General features: G+C 48.7%; 19 protein-coding genes and 1 pseudogene. All 20 read right to left on the bottom strand.

From position 1 onward, the window contains the following. Window positions 1-398 (bottom strand): annotated as a pseudogene (locus L696_RS0102350) (sporulation protein YpjB); the annotation flags it as partial. Between the two features lie 83 nt (window positions 399-481). Further along, window positions 482-1,390 carry a GNAT family N-acetyltransferase gene (locus tag L696_RS0102355; protein ID WP_025682220.1) on the bottom strand — a complete coding sequence of 303 codons (909 nt, stop codon included), beginning with the start codon at window positions 1,388-1,390 and terminating at the stop codon, window positions 482-484. A gap of 49 nt (window positions 1,391-1,439) precedes the next feature. Beyond that, window positions 1,440-2,099, bottom strand: coding sequence for a DUF1405 domain-containing protein (locus L696_RS0102360; protein ID WP_025682221.1), 660 nt, complete (start codon window positions 2,097-2,099; stop codon window positions 1,440-1,442). Between the two features lie 171 nt (window positions 2,100-2,270). Further along, a complete protein-coding gene (locus L696_RS0102365; protein WP_025682222.1) occupies window positions 2,271-2,450 on the bottom strand; it encodes an IDEAL domain-containing protein in 180 nt (59 codons plus the stop codon). A gap of 22 nt (window positions 2,451-2,472) precedes the next feature. Beyond that, window positions 2,473-2,979 carry a gamma carbonic anhydrase family protein gene (locus tag L696_RS0102370; protein WP_025682223.1) on the bottom strand — a complete coding sequence of 169 codons (507 nt, stop codon included), beginning with the start codon at window positions 2,977-2,979 and terminating at the stop codon, window positions 2,473-2,475. Window positions 2,980-3,030: 51 nt separating this feature from the next. Continuing rightward, window positions 3,031-4,140: a hypothetical protein gene (locus L696_RS0102375; protein ID WP_025682224.1), complete on the bottom strand. Its 1,110-nt coding sequence runs from the start codon at window positions 4,138-4,140 to the stop codon at window positions 3,031-3,033. Between the two features lie 165 nt (window positions 4,141-4,305). Further along, window positions 4,306-4,908 carry a histidine phosphatase family protein gene (locus L696_RS0102380; protein WP_025682225.1) on the bottom strand — a complete coding sequence of 201 codons (603 nt, stop codon included), beginning with the start codon at window positions 4,906-4,908 and terminating at the stop codon, window positions 4,306-4,308. A 70-nt stretch (window positions 4,909-4,978) separates the two neighbouring features. Continuing rightward, complete coding sequence (locus tag L696_RS0102385) at window positions 4,979-5,605, bottom strand: hypothetical protein (protein ID WP_025682226.1); 627 nt, start codon at window positions 5,603-5,605, stop codon at window positions 4,979-4,981. Next, the gene (locus L696_RS0102390; protein WP_014282079.1) at window positions 5,602-6,198 is read right to left on the bottom strand and encodes an RNA polymerase sigma factor; all 597 of its coding nucleotides are present in this window, start codon (window positions 6,196-6,198) and stop codon (window positions 5,602-5,604) included. Before L696_RS0102390 ends, L696_RS0102385 begins: the two co-directional genes overlap by 4 nt. 991 nt (window positions 6,199-7,189) lie before the next feature. Further along, window positions 7,190-8,278, bottom strand: coding sequence for a prephenate dehydrogenase (locus L696_RS0102395; RefSeq protein ID WP_025682227.1), 1,089 nt, complete (start codon window positions 8,276-8,278; stop codon window positions 7,190-7,192). Between the two features lie 26 nt (window positions 8,279-8,304). Further along, window positions 8,305-9,408, bottom strand: a complete 1,104-nt coding sequence (hisC, locus tag L696_RS0102400; protein WP_025682228.1) for a histidinol-phosphate transaminase — start codon at window positions 9,406-9,408, stop codon at window positions 8,305-8,307. 59 nt (window positions 9,409-9,467) lie between these two features. After that, on the bottom strand, window positions 9,468-10,274 hold the full coding sequence (gene trpA / locus L696_RS0102405) for a tryptophan synthase subunit alpha (RefSeq protein ID WP_025682229.1): 807 nt from the start codon (window positions 10,272-10,274) through the stop codon (window positions 9,468-9,470). Beyond that, window positions 10,271-11,467 carry a tryptophan synthase subunit beta gene (trpB, locus tag L696_RS0102410; protein WP_025682230.1) on the bottom strand — a complete coding sequence of 399 codons (1,197 nt, stop codon included), beginning with the start codon at window positions 11,465-11,467 and terminating at the stop codon, window positions 10,271-10,273. Before trpB ends, trpA begins: the two co-directional genes overlap by 4 nt. Beyond that, window positions 11,464-12,150: a phosphoribosylanthranilate isomerase gene (locus L696_RS0102415; RefSeq protein WP_025682231.1), complete on the bottom strand. Its 687-nt coding sequence runs from the start codon at window positions 12,148-12,150 to the stop codon at window positions 11,464-11,466. Before L696_RS0102415 ends, trpB begins: the two co-directional genes overlap by 4 nt. Further along, on the bottom strand, window positions 12,147-12,941 hold the full coding sequence (gene trpC, locus L696_RS0102420) for an indole-3-glycerol phosphate synthase TrpC (protein ID WP_025682232.1): 795 nt from the start codon (window positions 12,939-12,941) through the stop codon (window positions 12,147-12,149). Before trpC ends, L696_RS0102415 begins: the two co-directional genes overlap by 4 nt. Continuing rightward, window positions 12,931-13,977, bottom strand: coding sequence for an anthranilate phosphoribosyltransferase (gene trpD / locus L696_RS0102425; protein WP_025682233.1), 1,047 nt, complete (start codon window positions 13,975-13,977; stop codon window positions 12,931-12,933). Before trpD ends, trpC begins: the two co-directional genes overlap by 11 nt. A gap of 75 nt (window positions 13,978-14,052) precedes the next feature. Continuing rightward, window positions 14,053-15,603: an anthranilate synthase component I gene (gene trpE / locus L696_RS0102430; RefSeq protein WP_025682234.1), complete on the bottom strand. Its 1,551-nt coding sequence runs from the start codon at window positions 15,601-15,603 to the stop codon at window positions 14,053-14,055. A 378-nt stretch (window positions 15,604-15,981) separates the two neighbouring features. Beyond that, window positions 15,982-16,356 carry a chorismate mutase gene (gene aroH, locus L696_RS0102435; RefSeq protein WP_025682235.1) on the bottom strand — a complete coding sequence of 125 codons (375 nt, stop codon included), beginning with the start codon at window positions 16,354-16,356 and terminating at the stop codon, window positions 15,982-15,984. Window positions 16,357-16,358: 2 nt separating this feature from the next. Continuing rightward, entirely contained in the window at window positions 16,359-17,453 is a 1,095-nt protein-coding gene (gene aroB, locus L696_RS0102440) for a 3-dehydroquinate synthase (protein ID WP_025682236.1), read from the bottom strand. 1 nt (window position 17,454) lies between these two features. After that, a complete protein-coding gene (gene aroC, locus L696_RS0102445) occupies window positions 17,455-18,624 on the bottom strand; it encodes a chorismate synthase (protein ID WP_025682237.1) in 1,170 nt (389 codons plus the stop codon). Between the last annotated feature and the right edge of the window lies 1 nt (window position 18,625).

Here is an 18,625-nt window from a genome sequence, read left to right on the forward strand (position 1 = left end):
GCATCTACCGCAAGTCGCAAATTGGCAGCGGCCTTCACCCATTCATCCGGCGATGCTTGCACGGATTGTGTAGCTTGCTGTACCCCAAGAATACTGCCGGACAAAGCATGAATAGCCTCCACAGACAGCGCAGCCTGTACCTGACCCGTGCTGAACCATCGGCTTACCTCCGCAACATCGGCGTTCGCTTTTTCAATATTTCCATCCATTACATCCCGGTACAATACCGCAGCCGCACGATCCAGCTCCTCTATTTCCTTTGCATTACTGGTGGACTTGGGCTGATCCCGCGCTTCCGCAATGCCCGGAGGGAAACATACGGAAAGCAACAAAACCATAGCTAACACAACTCCCGAAACAACACGCAGGACACCACGAAACGCCTGACTCCAATCCATGGGACATCCCTCCTCACCTTACTGTATGCAAGGTTACAGGGACTAGAACTCGGCTTTAGCGTGCTGCTATCTGCTAGGGCAGGTTATGCCCGTGACAAAATAGGAAACATTAGTTTATGTTCTGTACATATACTTTCATTGTTAGATCTATAAAATAGTGTAGTATCTTCTTGATTCAGAAGAGAAATTTCGCAACCCTCCATTGGATCTGGCGTAAAGCCGAAAACAATTTTCTTCGTTTCTTTTTCCATGACTACAGATAAAATCAATTCTATAGAAATATCCCCCGTTCCAAAAATATCGTAACAATTCATGATATTTTCTTCGAAATCCATAATGACAATCGTGTCATACAGAGGGATATAGAACACCTTATCTTTAAAAAAAGAGGTGCAATAGAACAATATTAACCATTCACTGCTTTCCATAGAAAAATATGAATAAGGATTTAAAGAGGAACATTTTCTTTTCAATAGCTGTAAATCTGACGTCGCCTCCATGTTCAATTTTTTAACTGGAACGTCCATGCTTTTATCTGGTGCTTTCCGGATACATTGATATTCTTGTGCAGCAGCAAAACCAAATTTAGGATAAAACTCCTTCACATCATCATTAGCAAAAAGATACATTGCATCACAATTCCCATGCCAATCCTGTAGCACACGTTCTATCAAAAAGCGACTCAGCCCTTGATTCCTATAGTTAGGATCTGTCATTACGGTTCCGATTTGAATAAATTTCTTCTGTTCACCTGACAAACTAAAATCCATCAGACTCACAGATACATTAGCCACCACGCAATCCCCATCTAACAGTACATAAGGAATATATTTTTCATCCCAGAATCCTAATTGATCCCAAAATTGATCCCAAACTTCAAAATCCAGATCAAAACTTTGTTTTGCTAATTGGTTAAAGCTCTTTCTTATTTTAGGATCATCACGAATTCCCTTTCCAAATCTATATTCTTTTTTATTTATAACGATAACCATCAATAATTCTCCAATTCGTAAAAATTAAATCATAAAATTAATATTGGACCTATTCCAATGATTTGGCCTTATTAAATGAGGAAGTCATTCGATCACGCACGTACATGGCAAGCCATGAAGCTGCGATACTGAAAAGGGTCAGCATATAGGTAAAAGTACGCACTTGTGGTACAAAATCCGTTAGCGACCTCGGAAGATACGGATATATGCCAAATGTATAATCGACCGTATCATTTAACAGTGTCCACAAAGCTGCTACGCACAGAGCCGCCCATTTGCAGGTGAAAAAACGAACGAACAGCAAGGCTTCGACTGCCATTGCCGTGTGAGATGCTACCAGCATCCAATCCTGCCATATCATATGCCCTCCCTGCGCGACACCCCAAAAAATAATAGCTGAGGCCCAGATGCCGTATTTTACACTCGTAACCACAGCTAACGCCTCCGTCAGTTGGCGAATGACCTTCAAGCTCTTCAGGCGCGGAGGATAAAGCAGGAATAATACAGAAATCGTAAAAAACAGGCTGGCCGTCGGACTATCAGGCACAAATACAATCTGCCATATCGGGTGGTAGTTTAGCGTGTATTCCAATTGCCCTCCATACCATATGTACCCATACACGGTTCCAACCAGGTTACACCAGAACAGCAGCCACAAAAAAGGCCGGCTCGTCAAGAACGACCGGCTCCACAAATAAGACAACGACACGTCCTCATCCTCCGTTCATACGATAGATGCCCCGTAAAGGCTCCATCTACAAAGACTATATCATATAAAGGCGTATCAAAAAAACCTGGCCGCTGCTACGGTCAGGCTTGATGATTATGGTCTTGTACTGCCAATGGGTCTGTTACCCAGGATCAGATCTCCTGAAACGGCTCAATTGATCGCTTTCAGTTCATCCGTAAGATGACGAAAAGCTACTTCATCCCCGGAGGCCAGCGCCTCATCAATATCCTTGTAGAGCTTTTCACTCCGGTGTTTACGTAATGCCTCGTCCAAAACCATTTCAGCAGACAGGCCCAACATTACTTCATAAGTAACCTTCATTTTATCCATAGGATGCACCTCCAACATGAGTTTAAGAGATCCTATATTCTTTTCCTTTCGCCACATAGCTGAGTGCCGTCCGTGACATCCGCTGCAAATCTGCGTCTGTCAATTCTCGCACTACTTTGGCAGGTGTACCGAGAGAAAGAGTATAGGGTGGTATTTTGGTATTTTCCGTAACGACCGACCCTGCTCCTATTAAAGCATATTCACCAAGCTCAGCTCCGTTGAGTACAATGGCCCCCATACCGATTAAAGTGCCTTTGCCTACCATGCAGCCATGGATAATCGCAGCATGTCCCACCGAAATATCATCCGCCAGCACCAGGGGCTGGTCCGTGTTCACATGTCCCACGACTCCGTCCTGGATATTGCAGCGTTCACCGATGATGACAGGCGCCATATCCCCGCGCAGTACGGCATTGAACCAAACTGAGGAATCTTGGCCGATCGTTACCTTTCCGACAACTTTTGCTCCTTCTGCCACATAGACAGATGAATGGAGCTGTGGCATGTTCCCGTTATAGTGAATCAGCATCAACTTCACCCTCTCATTTTGGGTGAATTCTATCAACATGTATACTGCTTGTCAATGGAGCCGCATACCCGGGTCGTTCCTCCCAATGCGGTACTCCCCTGCCAGCTTCAGCCCCCAGGCGGTCATCTGTACAGATGGCCCCGTCGAATGCTCACCCAGACGAAGCATACCCAAGTGCAGCATCATTCGTATAATTCTCTGATCAAAAACCGAACGGGGCGTATCATAGTAGAACGGTCTGATCAGCGGGCCGATATGTACAAAAAGCGACTCCGAGGACGTCCAGGGCCTGGCACATTCTCCTATCCAGTAGACCAGAGAAAGTAGATTGGGAACGGCTCCCTTATACAATCTTAACCAAAACCTGAATAGCTGTATCATCTCATCCTCGATCGCGTACTCCCTGCGTGCCTCCCCCTTTGCCGTCAGCACAACTCGATCCCCCTTTTCCTCAATAAACCTGGAGTGACGTGCATAATCATACAGCAGTGCCATTCGGTCGGGATAAAACTTAAAGGAGGAACCATATCCGAAACGCCAGCCTCCTTTACCCAGAAGTGGCTCCGCAATGTGCAAATGCTCCATTAGTTGCTGCTGATTGCGACGATACCAAGCCCCCTCGGGGTTAAGCGGAACTTCATGCTGCTCCATATACTGAAGGAAAAGTCGTAAATCCTCCGCCAAAAGATGTCCTTCATCCCGGTACGACGTTGGCTCACTTACCCGGATCATTCCGTTTTGCAAGTCTTGCACCATGACACGACGGAAACGCTCCTTCATGTCCAACGGAATTTGATACAAATACCTCGTATTATGCGTCGAACCGTTGAACAGCCAGCCACTATTGCGTAAACGGGTCACGATGTCCCGCGGTCGCTCACCGGAATCCCCATCCTCCTCGGCAGATTGTTTGGCAACTGCAATCAATTCCTCCATACTGAAATAAGGCCGGTCATCGAATAGCAGTGTGTTCAAAAACCTTACCTCTGACAGCTTTAGCTCCCTGACTTGCATCTCAAAAAAACTGCTGCTGCCGAGCTTTGTCAAAATGCCCTGGATCAGCTCATGTTTGGAATTGGGCTTACAGTCACATTCGTAATACACCGCAATTCTGTTCAAATGCACAATATCCGCAAATGTCAGCATATCCGCCAGATTCATCGTTCCATCGCCTCGTCACTGGACTGTCATCCGGAATTGATTCTTACCTGTTGTACCCACAGCTTTGACGGAATGTTCAGACTCTAAACCTCTTTTTTACAAAGCTATAATTAAAAAATAAAAAGACCACGGCTTCTACGCTGAGTAGAAATTCGTGGTCTTTCGTCAACCTTTTGAGTTACAATCGCTTTTTTCCTGTAAATGTCTGGTGCAATTATACAACAGCGGCGTCCAATCCGTATCCTCACGCTGGAGAACACTCAGTGACAGATTACCAATTCGTTCCGTAAACTTTTCCTGATACAAAGCCTTATACAAATTAGCCAAAAAACCGCCATGAGAAACGACCAGCAGGTTCTTGTCCCGATTTTCCGACCAAATGGCCTCCATAAAAGCCAACCCTCGAAGTTGAAGAGCTTCATCGCTCTCCTGTCCCAGATCCAGCAGATGCCAGTCGCTCCCCCACTTCTTCTCACGCTCGACCTGCGTCATGCCCTCGACCTGACCATAAGCACGTTCTCTCAGCCGATCATCCGGCTCAAGTATAGGAAGGTGAAGAACAGAAGCAATAATCTCCCCCGTCTCCTTCGCTCTGGAAAGGCTGCTTGTAATAAGACCATCCCAATGATAGGGCTCATCCTTTAATCGTTCTGCCAGCAAGCGTGCCTGCCGGCGCCCTTCCTCATTCAACGGAATATCACTTTGGCCCTGGATTTTACCCACCGCATTCCAATCCGTTAATCCATGTCTGATCAAGCCAATAAGCATCGTGTTGTTTCCTCCGCTATTTAGTTATTCAGGCATTGTTATGAATCCGTAGTGGAGCCCAGCCGTGCTGCTAATTTCTAACCCGTCTCGCACGATGAATCCAGCCCAAAGAAAATAAGGCAAGCGCAAGTGCCAACACAGACAACAACATCCAATATTGCGGGTAAGTAGGAACAATGCTTGCAACCAGCGGGTCCATAATGCCACTATTCATATCTTTAATGTGGTATTGATATTGTGGAGATGTACTTGTAGTTTTCAGCAAGCCTGTCGGTAAAATACCTGTATCCATGACAAGTTCCGCTTGAGGAGGATTTTCTTGAGAGGAGCTTCCATTCCAGTTTAAAAACAAAAAGCTACACAAAAATACCGCCAAAAAGCCGGCGATCCATACGGACATATACTTACGGGCTGCCGGGTTCACACGCGCACGCCGATGCTCGCCGGGAACAAGCCACGGTGACTCTTCATAAATTCGATCCATGACCCTGCGATTCATAGCTTCCGCCTGCTCATCTGTTATCTCAAAGGAAATATCGCGAATAGCGGATCGACTTTCTTTTGACAAATTCCACTCATTTTCTTCCGAACCATGCTCCCATCCGGCAGACGAGCTTCTGGCCCGTCTGCGCTCCGAGTCTTGTTTCGATACATTTTTGCCTGTAGCGAACAAATCCTCAGCGTCCCTGGATTTCATTGGCTGCTCATCCCTTCGTTTTCCTCATAGAGAGGCTCAAAAAAATAAGGCTCCAACTGCGTCTTCACACTGGTTCTGGCCCGGAAAAGCAACGACTTCACCGCACTGACCGTCTGCCCCAAAATCGTAGCAATCTCCTGATAATCCAATTGCTCGTATTCGCGCAAAATCAGCGCAGACCGCTGCTTCTCTGGCAATCTGTTGATCGCTTCACGAACCATCTCTACCTTCTCGCCGCGAAGGACGGCCTGCTCTGGAATCACATCCAATGGAGCAACCGGCACATAACCGCTCTCTTCCAATGGAACCTGACCGCTACGATGCTTGCGAAGCTCGCTCAGCACCGTATTACGTGCAATCGTATATAACCATGTGGAGAACGATGCATCTACCTCGCGAAAAGAGTGCAGGCTCCGGTACGCTTTGTAAAACGTCTCCGAGCATAAGTCCTCAGCGATCATTTCCAGGTTCGAACTTTTCAGCATATGATAAACAAAAGCTAAAATTTTACGTTGGTGCCGCCTCATTAATTCTGAATAAACCTCAACATTACCTTGTTTGATTTCCTGAATCATCTGGGAATCTGTCATCATCCGAGTGAGACCCTCCTCGCCCATACATGTGCTGTTCTCCCATTCGATTCTGTCTATATATACCGAACAGGCCAAAAAAAGTTGCGCACTCTGCGCAAATGGATGAAACAGCATCATGGAACATTTGTTTTTTTCTTACCCTATGTAGTGCCAACAATAACGGTGCTATCCCCAACATTTCTCAACATCCAAAATGGACTTACCCATTGTACCACAAAATAGTCGTCAGTAAAAAAGTCCAAAATCCCCATGATTTCCATCATAGGCTACGTAACGCTAGCAGCTGTTTCCGATATACGGCATTTCCGACCAATTTTAAGTTTTTTCAAGATAAAGTGACATAACCTTGAGTCCGTCCCTTTTGAATACGCTGGTAAGAATAATTACCCACAAGAAAACGCTTTAAAAAAACATTGACAAAATGAAAACGTATACATATAATAAAAGTACAGTATGGTTTCTCTCCACTCCTATCCTACTCAGCTACTCCATAAGAGCAGCTACCACCCGGGGCTTTACCCGGGTGGTCTTTTTTTGAACCCATATACTAAGCTGAACTGGAAAGTTACGTAAGGTGCCAACTGCGCAGTCGGATGGTGCTTCCCATCGCTGTTGTCCAGCACCATCCCGCCTACTCCGTTTTTTATATAAAATTTTCGAATTTAGCTTATATAACAAAGAAAATGAACTTACCCATCTATATCACCTTAACTGGGCTCTCGGCCATAACACAACAAAAAAACGAGCGCAGAGAATCTCCGCTCGTTTTAAATCTTTTCCTACTACTTCACTCACAGAAAGTGTGATGCTTTTAAGGCGGTCTGTAGCGCAGAGGTTCATTTGAATCTGGAGAAGCGGAGCGTTCGCCTTTGCCGCCGGATTTTCCCATTAAAGCATCTGATCGAAAAAATCCGGCGGCAACAGCGATCGTAAGATCAAATGAATCGCGAAGCGGTGCTATCCGCCTTAACCAACAATCATACTTTCCTTTCTATACCACCACTTTATAGCTCATTGAATCGAGCAGTGCCTTGGCGCGCTCCCAGTCCCGTTCCTGGCGGAAGGAAAGTCGCATAATACCGGGAACATCCTCCCGGCTTTCGATGATTTGCATATTGCTCAGGTTAATGCTGTTGTCCCCCAGCTCTGTTGCAATTCGGCCGATAATCCCCGGGGTATCCGGTACATCAATATACAGATCAAACGTTGAGACGATGACACCCTTGCGGCGTTCCGGCAGCTCACTGCGGAAATGCCCCGCCATCAAAAACTCGTCAGCAATTCCCTCTCCGTCTTGTATTCTCAGTAAATGGGTAAAACGCTCAATCTGCCCGTTCCACTCTTCCAGCAGACCTAGTAAAACATCACGATTGCTCAGCAAAATATCCCGCCATACAATCGGATCACTGGAAGCAATTCGCGTAATATCGCGGAAGCCACCGGCAGCGAGCGTACGGTACAACGGATTTTCGTCATTGTGCTTGCGCACCTGATTCACCAGCGCCGCTGCAATAATATGCGGAAGATGGCTGATCGCCCCGACAATGTCATCGTGCATATCAGGCTGGACACGCACAACCTGAGCTCCTGTATATTTCAACAGACGCTCCAGCGAACTGTATGCTTCCTCAGGCACACCCTCTGCCGGGGAAAGTACATAGTAGGCATTCTCAAACAACAATGCGGAAGCAGCCTTCACACCGGAACGCTCCGAGCCGGCCATCGGATGGCCACCGATAAAATAAGCATGACGTAAAGAGATTTCTGACGCTTTTTTAGCAATCGACGATTTTGTGCTGCCTACATCAGTAATAATGCAACCCTCTTTAAGCGGCAGCCTGCTTAACAACTCCAAGTAATGCTCCAGTAAGCCGACAGGTACGCATAAAAAAATAAAATCGGCGTCCTCTGCCGCCTCTTCAACCGAAAGAGTCACGGTGTCCACGACACCACGGCTCAACATCGGCTCTATCAGTTTGGGAAGATGAGCATGACCGACAACGGTAATGCCCGGCTTCCCTTTAAAACAAAGCGCAAGGGACCCACCGATCAGTCCCACGCCGAAAATGGCAATCTTCATCAATTATCAAATCCCATCTGCGGAAATTATAGACGCGCTTTCGCCGTTTCCGCCCCCAGGACCTGTTCCAGCGCACGGATAAACCACTCATTTTGCGGCTGTGATCCAACCGACACCCTAATGTATGTCGGATATTTGTAATGACCAGCGCGAATAATTACGCCTTTTTGAAGCAACTCCTGAAATACCTCACCCGACGGGCGACGTACATTCAGCATAATAAAGTTTCCATGTGCTGGAAAAGATTCCAGTCCAAGGCGCTTCAGCTCATTTTGCAAATAGGCTCTGCCCTCTGCGTTGCGGTCACGGCATTCCTGCACAAAATCCTGATCCTCCAACGCCGCAATCGCTGCAGCCTGAGCTACCCGTGAAGTATTGAACGGCTCACGAACCTGATTAATCATGCGGATCGTTGCCGCAGTCCCCATTCCGTATCCGATGCGAAGCGATGCTAGGCCATAGATTTTGGAGAAGGTGCGTAATACAAGCAGATTTTCATAGGCCGGTAACAAACGAATACCGTCTGGATACGTGCTGTCTGTCACAAACTCGAAATACGCCTCATCCAGCACGACCAAAACATGCTTTGGCACTCGATCCAAAAATGCGATCAGCTCTGCTTCAGGTACAATTGTGCCTGTCGGGTTGTTTGGATTACAGATCCAGATTATTTTCGTACGGTCGTTAATCTGAGACAACATAGCCTCCAGATCATGCACCCCGTCACGCAAAGGCACCTCAACAGCAACCGCTCCCTCAATCTCCACATTGCTCTTGTACACAGAGAAGGTCTGATCGGCCATGATGCTTTCTTCCCCGGGAAGAAGAAAAGCACGCGTAATCAACGCAATAATCTCGTCAGAGCCACAGCCATAAATAAACTGATCCTCTTTCAAGCCCGTATGTTTAACCAGTGCCTGTGTTAAAGCTACCGCGCTGCCGTCAGGATATACACTAATGTTCGCAAATTCCTCCTGAATGGCTTTCAATACTTTGGGAGAGCTGCCGTACGGATTTTCATTCGAGGCGAGCTTAATCACTTCATCAAGTCCCAGCTCGCGCTTTACATCTTCAATCGGTTTACCAGGCTGATATACCGGCAAATGTACAATATGCGGTTTAGGTCGCATTCCCCTACCTCCTCTAATCCATTCAAAACTAAATTTGCTGCTTTCTATATTGATGCCAGTTACTGCTTTAATTGTGCCACAAAATTGCGAATTTGCAAAAGTCCTTCTTCTCTGCGCGCAGAATCGTCCAGCAGCGGGATTGCTTCCTCCACCTGACGCACAATGGCACTTCCCACGACAACTCCATCGCAAATGTCCGAAAAACGAATTACCTGCTCCCTAGTAGAGATACCGAACCCAACCGCTACCGGAATATCCGTATGTCGTTTAACCTGCGCGATAAAGCCCTCTATACCCTCAAAAAAGGAAGCTCTTTCCCCTGTTACCCCAAGAGAGGATACACAGTATACAAATCCGCGTGCTTGACGGACAATTCGTTCAATCCGCTGTTCAGAAGTTGGAGCCACCAACGGAATCAGATGCACACCAACCTCTGCCGCCCGTCCTCCCAGCTCTTCTGCTTCCTCAAGCGGAAGATCGGGAATAATCAGGCCACTAATACCATGCTTCTGCAAGCCTGCAAAGAAAGCATCCATGCCCATCTGCAACACAGGATTATAATACGTGAACAAAATAAAAGGCAGGCTTGATCCCGCCGCCCGGGCCAAAGAAGCCGTCTCCATACACGTGCGGATCGAGATTTGCCGTTTCAACGCACGCTCAGACGCACGCTGAATGACAGGTCCGTCAGCCAGTGGGTCCGAATATGGCACGCCCAGCTCCAATATATCGGCTCCGGCCGACTCCAGCTGTCGAATGATTTCTACCGTCGTGTCCACATCCGGATCGCCTACCGTCAGGAAAGGAATTAATGCCGTTTTGCCTTCATTTTTGAGGCGTCCAAACACCTGATCAATTAAATTCATGACGGATTTCCTCCCAAATGCTTAATAATGGAGTCCACATCTTTGTCACCGCGACCCGACAAACAGATAACAATAATATCATCCGCCGTCAAGGTAGGTGCCAGTTTAGCGACCTGCGCTACTGCATGTGCCGACTCCAATGCCGGAAGAATCCCTTCCGTGCGGCATAACAATTGGAGAGCATCCAGCGCTTCCTGATCGGTAATTGGAACATACTTGGCCCGCTTAATATCCTTCAAATACGAATGCTCCGGCCCAACCCCCGGATAGTCCAATCCCGCCGAGATGGAATGTGCAGGCTGTACCTGTCCGTATTCATCCTGAAGCAGATAGCTCATCGAGCCTTGGAAGACACCTTGCGTTCCCTTGCTCATCGTTGCTGCATGAAATTCCGTTTCCACGCCTTTTCCAGCCGCCTCCACGCCAAGCAAAGCAACCTCGTGATCCTCGATAAAAGGATAGAACATACCGATGGCATTACTTCCGCCACCGATCGGCGCTACCACGACATCTGGAAGTCTGCCTTCTTTTTCGAGAATTTGACGGCGGGTTTCGTCGCCAATGACACGCTGGAAGTTGCGCACCATCATTGGATACGGATGTGGTCCGACCGCCGAGCCCAAAATATAGAACGTATCATGGACATGGCTCACCCAATACCGCAAAGCTTCATTCCCGGCATCCTTGAGTGTACGTGTGCCCGATGTAACCGGAATGACCTCTGCACCCAATAGTTGCATACGGAATACATTTAGCTGCTGGCGTACGGTATCCTCTTCTCCCATGAACACCTTACACTCCAGTCCGAGCAATGCCGCGACAGTCGCCGTCGCAACACCATGCTGGCCTGCGCCTGTTTCAGCAATGACCTTCTGCTTGCCCATACGCTTCGCCAGCAGTCCCTGCGCCAGCGCATTATTAATTTTGTGGGCTCCGGTATGGTTCAGATCTTCGCGTTTCAAGTAAATTTTAGCCTTGCCCAAATGCTGACTCAGACGCTCCGCATAATAGAGCGGCGTTTCCCGGCCCGAATAATCCTTCAGCAGTCCATTCAGCTCAGCGTTAAAATCAGGATCATCCGCATACTTCCGGTAGGATTCCTCCAATTCAATCAGTGCGTTCATCAACGTTTCCGGTACAAAACGTCCGCCAAATGTTCCAAAACGTCCGTTGTTATCAGGTAATTGTGTCATGCCTGCTTCACCCTTTCTACGAATGCTGTGATTTTTGCAATGTCCTTGACTCCATCCGTCTCTACACCGCTGGACACATCCAGCCCTTCGGGATGATACTCGGTAACCAGCTTTTCCGCATTATCGGCAGTCAGCCCGCCGGCTACAAACATAGGAATTCCATGTTGTTGGGTCCAAGCCTGATAGGCAGGAATCCGATCCCACGCAAACGTTTTGCCGGAGCCGCCACCATACAAGGGATCATATGTATCCAGCAGTAAAGCGTCAATCGTCCCGACATAGGCATCCAATTCGTCCGTCGGGCGTTCTGTCTCGCCCTTCACCGTCTGCCCTTTACTATCCACAGACCATGCCTTGAATACCTGTACGCCAAAATGCTCCCTGATCTCCCGGCAGCGCTGCGGACTCTCCTGCCCGTGCAGTTGAATGACATCTAATGGTGCTTTCTCCATGACATCATTTAACAGTGCATCATCAGGGTTCACAAATACGCCCACGCTGCGCGGTCTGCTGCCTGGGGTCCATTCATCCAATACGCGAAGCAGCTCTCCAGCCTGTGCGCCGTCAATCCGGCGCTTGCTGTCGGCAAACACAAAACCTATATAATCGACCGGTAAGTTTACCATAGATTTTAGCACTTCAACGCTTTGAAGTCCACAAATTTTTACGCCCGTTTTGTTCATGCTTTAACCCCGTCCATCAAATCGGCTACAGCCTGTCCTACATCATCCTTGCGCATCAGATGCTCTCCAACCAGGATGCCGTGTGCGCCTACCGAATGTAAATACTTTACATTTTCGGGTCCGGCAATGCCGCTTTCGCTGATAAACGTAACTCCTTTAGGAATCAGTGCGATCAGCTCCTCTGTCGTCTGGAGGCGGGTCTCAAATGTCCGCAGATTTCGGTTGTTCACGCCAATCAAGGTTGCTGTCCCCAGATCCAGTACAGCTTTAAGCTCCTCACTGTCATGCACCTCTACCAATGCGTCCAGCCCCAGGTTCTTGGCAATCTGTAAAAATGACCCCAAAACACGTGGCTCCAGTATTGCCGCAATCAACAGCACCGCATCCGCTCCCAGCAGACGAGCTTCATAAATTTGCCGTTCATCAATGATAAAATCCTTGCGCAGCAACGGAATCTTTACCTGTTCACGAATTTGGTGCAAATATTCAGGGCTTCCCTGAAAATACGTCACATCTGTCAGGACAGAAATGCAATCAGCTCCAGCTTCCTCATATGCCCGTGCAATATCCAACGGATGAAAATCCGGGCGGATCAACCCTTTGGAGGGGGAAGCCTTCTTCACTTCGGCAATCAGTCCAAGTGGACGGTTGCGGCGCACAGCTATAGCATCCTCGAATCCTCTTGTCGCGGGTAAATCGGCAACCAATCGTTCGGCTTCACTGATTTGAAAATGCTCCTTAAGCTGCTCCACTTCTTGTCGCTTCGTCACTACAATTCGATCAAGATACATATTGATATTCCCCCGTTGCCTGTATTAATTGATCCAGCTTGGACAGGGCCAGCCCCGAGTCAATAGCTTCCGCCGCCCGTGCTACTCCGTCCGTCAAGGTAGCTGCTGCGCCCGATACATAGATGCACGCGCCGGCATTCGCTAACACGACATCCCGATAAGCTCCGCGTTCCCCGTTCAAAATCCGACCTATAATGTCGGCGTTAACCTGCGCGTCTCCACCCAGCACTTCATCGAGACGGTGCGTCCGCAAACCCAGATCCGATGGGTTAAGTTCAAACGTATGAACCTGACCGTCCTTCAGCTCAGATACCCGTGTCGGTGCCGAAATGCTGATTTCATCCAATCCGTCCAGACTGCTGACGACCATGGCCCGCTTGGAGCCGAGTCGATTCAGCACCTCAGCGATAACTTCCGTTTTTCCCGCGTCATAAATGCCCAACAACTGCCGATCCGCACCTGCCGGATTCGTCAAGGGCCCGAGCATGTTAAACACCGTTCGTACTCCAAGCTCCCGACGTGGAGCGGCAGCATACTTCATAGACGGATGGTACAGCTGCGCAAATAAAAAGCAGATGCCGATACGATCCAGACATGACCGCGCCTGATCACTCGTCAAATGGATATTAACCCCTAGGGCCTCCAGCACATCGGCGCTCCCGGCACGTCCGCTTGCAGAGCGATTGCCATGCTTCGCTACCCGTACAGATACCGAAGCCGCAATAATAGCGGATATCGTGGAAATATTAAACTTGTGAATACCCGAACCTCCGGTCCCACATGTGTCCAGCAAACGGGTATCACCTTCTCCGATTTGCACCGGGCTGGCATAGCTGCGCATAGCTTCGGCAAATCCGGTGATTTCATCTACCGTCTCCCCCTTGATGCGCAGAGCCGTCAGCAGCCCACCTATTTGCGCCTGCGTGGCACTCCCACTCATAATCTGTTCCATTACGCTGCGGGCCTCCGTACGTGAAAGATGCTGTCCCTCAATAACCCGGCTTAAACCCACTTGCATCATGTTATGTCCTTCCATCGCCGTCTCCTCCTCTAAATCAGATTTTTGTGTATTCCGTCTCCCGCAATGAAGTATTACCTGATCAATACTTGCTTAGGGAGTGTACAAATAATCCTGGTTGATGACGCTGTTGTAGGGCTGTGTCGTTGCCGGGAACATCGCCTCTGCCGTGCGGATTGCTTTCAGCAATGCCTTGGCCTTGTTCACCGTCTCCTGGTACTCGCTTTCCGGAACCGAGTCCCACACAATTCCTGCTCCTGCCTGGACATAGGCCCGGTTCTTTTTAAACACGATGGTGCGAATCGTAATGCAAGTATCCATATTGCCCGAGAAGCCCAAATATCCGATGGCTCCTGCATACGGACCACGCGCTTCCCGCTCCAGCTCGGCAATAATCTCCATTGCCCGCAGCTTCGGAGCCCCCGATACCGTCCCCGCTGGCAGGCAGGACAGGAACGCATCGAAGAAATCTTTATCTTCGCGCAGCTTACCCGATACATTGGATACAATGTGCATCACGTGGGAATAGCGTTCAATTTCCATAAACGTATCGCATTTGACCGTACCGAACTGAGATACACGTCCCAGATCATTTCTTCCCAAATCGACCAGCATCAGATGCTCGGCACGTTCTTTTTCATCCTTTAGCAGCTCTTCAGCGAGCGCTATATCTTCTGTCTCCGTCGCGCCACGCGGCCTCGTTCCGGCAATAGGACGGGTCTCCACCTGACCATTTTCCACCTTGACGAGCGCCTCCGGCGAAGTGCCCACGATGATCTCGTCATCCATTTTCAAATAATACATATACGGTGACGGGTTCATCGTGCGCAGCACGCGGTATACTTGTAAAGGAGAGGCATCTGTATCAATGTGAAAGCGCTGGGACAGCACGACCTGAAAAATATCACCGGAGCGAATATATTCCTTCGCCTGCTCCACGTTTGAAATAAACTGCTCCTTCGTCACATTCGATTGAATCTCACCCAGCTCCACATCATCAGGAATCGAGGCTGCTCCCAATGTCTCTGGCGGTGTCTGCTTACGCAGGTACTGCGCCGTTGCCTCCAGCTTGCGTTCCACCTCGGCATAAGCAGCGCGAATGTCCTCATCGCGGAAGCCTTCGCCTACATGAACATTGCCGACCAGCAAAATCTGCTGTTTTACATGATCAAAGACAATAACCTGATCGCAGAACATAAAACGAATATCATCCATATTCAAATCATCTACTGAATGCTCTGGCAGCTTTTCATAGTATTGCAGCAGATCATATCCAAAAAATCCGATGGCCCCGCCTGTAAATGGAGGCATTTCTTTCAGCTTCGGGCTACGATACTTGCGAAGCAACGCCTTGAGCGCTTCAAGCGGCTTGTCGTTTAATATTTGTCGCTTACCATGCTGTTCCAGAATCAAACGGCCTTTTTTGCCGGAAACCATCAGGAACGGGTCCGTACCGATGAATGAATGTCGCGCCCATTGCTCGCCTCCCTCTACACTCTCCAGCAGAAAGGCCCGGTCCCGCTCAGCATACCGACGGAAAATCCGAATCGGCGTCTCCATATCGGCCAGCACTTTTTTGTACACAGGAATCAGGTTAAATTCATTCGCCATCGTTATCACTTGCTCCACATGCGGCGTTAACATGAGATCACTTCCTTTCCAAATTGGCGCAGAACCCAAAGAAGAGAATATAAAAAAGCCTCCACCCGGAAGGTAGAGGCTGTCAGTTATTGAAATTATAAGAATGCTACCATATACAAAATGACTACAGCAAATATACAAAGTATACACTCATCCCTTTGTATAACCTGGGTTACCTCAAATAAGCACTTCCCCCAGAAACATTATCCGTGGACAAAAGCTTACCCGCTACCGCTGGTCTCTGTAATCTTTATATGGAATTGGCTCAACTGCACTCTTCTCATCTCAACTCTATCTCTGGCTAACTCTACTCAACTCTGCTACACACACTATATCTCATACGATGTTACTTTGGCAACCATCAACTTTAAAAATGGGCGATTACTTCTCTTGGGAAGCCAAATCCGGTCTTAGCGCCTGCGCTCCGTTCAAATATACATGTTTGATTTCCCGCTGTGTTTTAACGGTATTCACCTGTACCATCAAACGGATGCATTTTGGCAAGCTGCCCTCTACGGGAATTTCCAACGAACACATAAGCGGAACCATATCCCAGCCGTCTAGCTGGCGGATCGCCTTCGCCGGGAAAGTAGCATTCAGATCGTGGGTCACCGTAATCCATACGTTGCTAATATCCTCCGGCTGCACTTCATTGTGGGACACAATTTCCTCCAACAGTAGGAATGTGGCTTCCAAAATTTCATTTTCTTCATTGTTTGCTACGGTCGTCGCCCCACGAATTCCACGATTGTACATCGTTACGCCTCCTCTTTTAGCTGTTCAATTACTTGTCGGATGTAAGAGTCGGAAATATCCTTCACTACCTCCACGCGCCCGATGCTGCGTGGGACGACAAAAGTAATACTGCCTTCCTTAAACTTTTTGTCATGCATCATCGCATTCAGCAGACGATCCGTTTCGAGATGAGCGGGAAGAGAAGTCGGTAGACGAAGCGAAGCCAGCATATCCCTCGTTTCTGTTACCAAAGAAGGATCTGCCCCCAGCTTCACACCCAGAAGTGCAGAGCCGACCATACCAATAGAAATCGCTTCCCCATGTAAAAACTCACCATACCCCGCAATCGCCTCTATTGCATGACCAATGGTGTGACCGAGGTTTAGAATAGCACGTAAATCGTTTTCACGTTCATCGCGCGATACCACTTCGGCTTTCACGGAGCATCCCTTTTCCAGACCGTACTCCAGAGCTGCCGCATCCAAAGCCAGCAAGTCAGCCGCATGATCGCGGCACCAGTGGGCAAAATCAGCATCCCAGATCAAGCCATGCTTGATCATTTCAGCAAGCCCGGCGGATACCTCGCGCGGAGGTAATGTAGACAACGTATCCACGTCATACAATACCAATTCCGGCTGATGGAAGGCTCCAATCATATTTTTAGCCAAAGGATGATTGATGCCGACCTTGCCGCCCACGCTGCTGTCATGCGCAAGGATCGTAGTTGGAATCTGTACGAATTTGACACCTCTCATAAAAGAAGCCGCCACAAATCCGGCCAGATCACCCACTACGCCACCGCCAAGTGCGATAACGGCTGAATTGCGATCCAAACCGCCCTCGATAGCTGCTGTAATCACCTGCTCATACACAGCAAGCGATTTGGACTTTTCACCCGGCTTGACGACGATGGAAATCGTCTTGTACCCTGCTGCCTGAAGGTTGCTCTCGAATGTCGCCAAATAAAAAGCTGCTACATTTTCATCAGAGACAATCAACAATGGACTTTTTTGCGCAATTCCTCGTTCGCTCAACAACGCTCCTGCCCGATGTAACAGTCCACGTTCGATATGAATGGGATAGGAACGTTCTCCAAGTTGTACCGTCAGCGTACTCATCTTAGTACCGCTCCAGTTGTTCTTCGTAGGATGCAATATTCGCCCGGATCTCTTCAATGGAATCTCCACCGAACTTTTCAAGCAAAGCCTTCGCAATCTCCCAGGCTACAACATGCTCCATCACTACGCTTGCCGCGGGTACCGCACATGCATCCGAACGCTCAACCTGTGCGGTGAACGCTTCCTTCGTATCAATGTCGACGCTTTGCAAAGGCTTATACAGTGTCGGGATCGGCTTCATGACACCGCGAACCACAACGGGCATTCCATTGGTCATACCACCCTCAAAACCGCCCAAACGATTGGTACGGCGGTGATATCCACGCTCCTCATCGTACAGAATCTCATCATGCACCTGTGAGCCGCGCAGTTCCCCTGCTTCAAAGCCGATGCCGATTTCCACACCTTTAAAAGCATTAATGGACATGACACCTTGGGCAATACGTGCATCCAGCTTCCGATCATACTGTACATGACTGCCCAGACCGATCGGAACGCCTTCCACAATACATTCCACTACCCCACCGACCGAATCGCCTTCTTGCTTGATCAGGTCAATGTACGCTTCCATTTTCTTTTCGGTTTCTGGATCGGTTACTCTCACGGAAGAGGCTTCCGTCACGGCAATCAGCTCGTCAATCGGCAACTCACGGTAAGGAGCCTCGATTTCCCCAATGCGGATGACCTGACCTGCCACCTTGATTCCGAACTCTGCCAGCAATTGGCGGGCCAAGCCACCACATGCGACCCGAACCGCAGTTTCACGCGCACTGGAACGCTCCAGCACGTTGCGCAGATCTTTCAGGTTGTATTTCATTCCACCGTTCAGATCTGCATGACCCGGACGCGGACGGTGAACCCGGCGCTTTTCCTCGTCACTGCCTTCGATGGGCTCAATATTCATAATGTTCTGCCAATGCTTCCAATCGTTGTTTTCCACAATCAGGGCAATCGGCGCACCTGTGGTAAACCCGTGACGAACGCCTCCGGCAATGCTCGCCGTGTCCTTTTCAATCTGCATACGCCGACCCCGTCCATACCCTTTCTGACGACGGTGTAGCTGAAAATTCAATTCTTCAAAATCCAATTTTAAATTGCTAGGCATGCCCTCTACAATTGCAGTAAGCTGGGGACCATGCGTTTCCCCTGCGGTTAAGTAACGTAAACTCATG

The organism is Paenibacillus maysiensis (genome assembly GCF_000520815.1).
GTDB lineage: Bacteria > Bacillota > Bacilli > Paenibacillales > Paenibacillaceae > Paenibacillus > Paenibacillus maysiensis.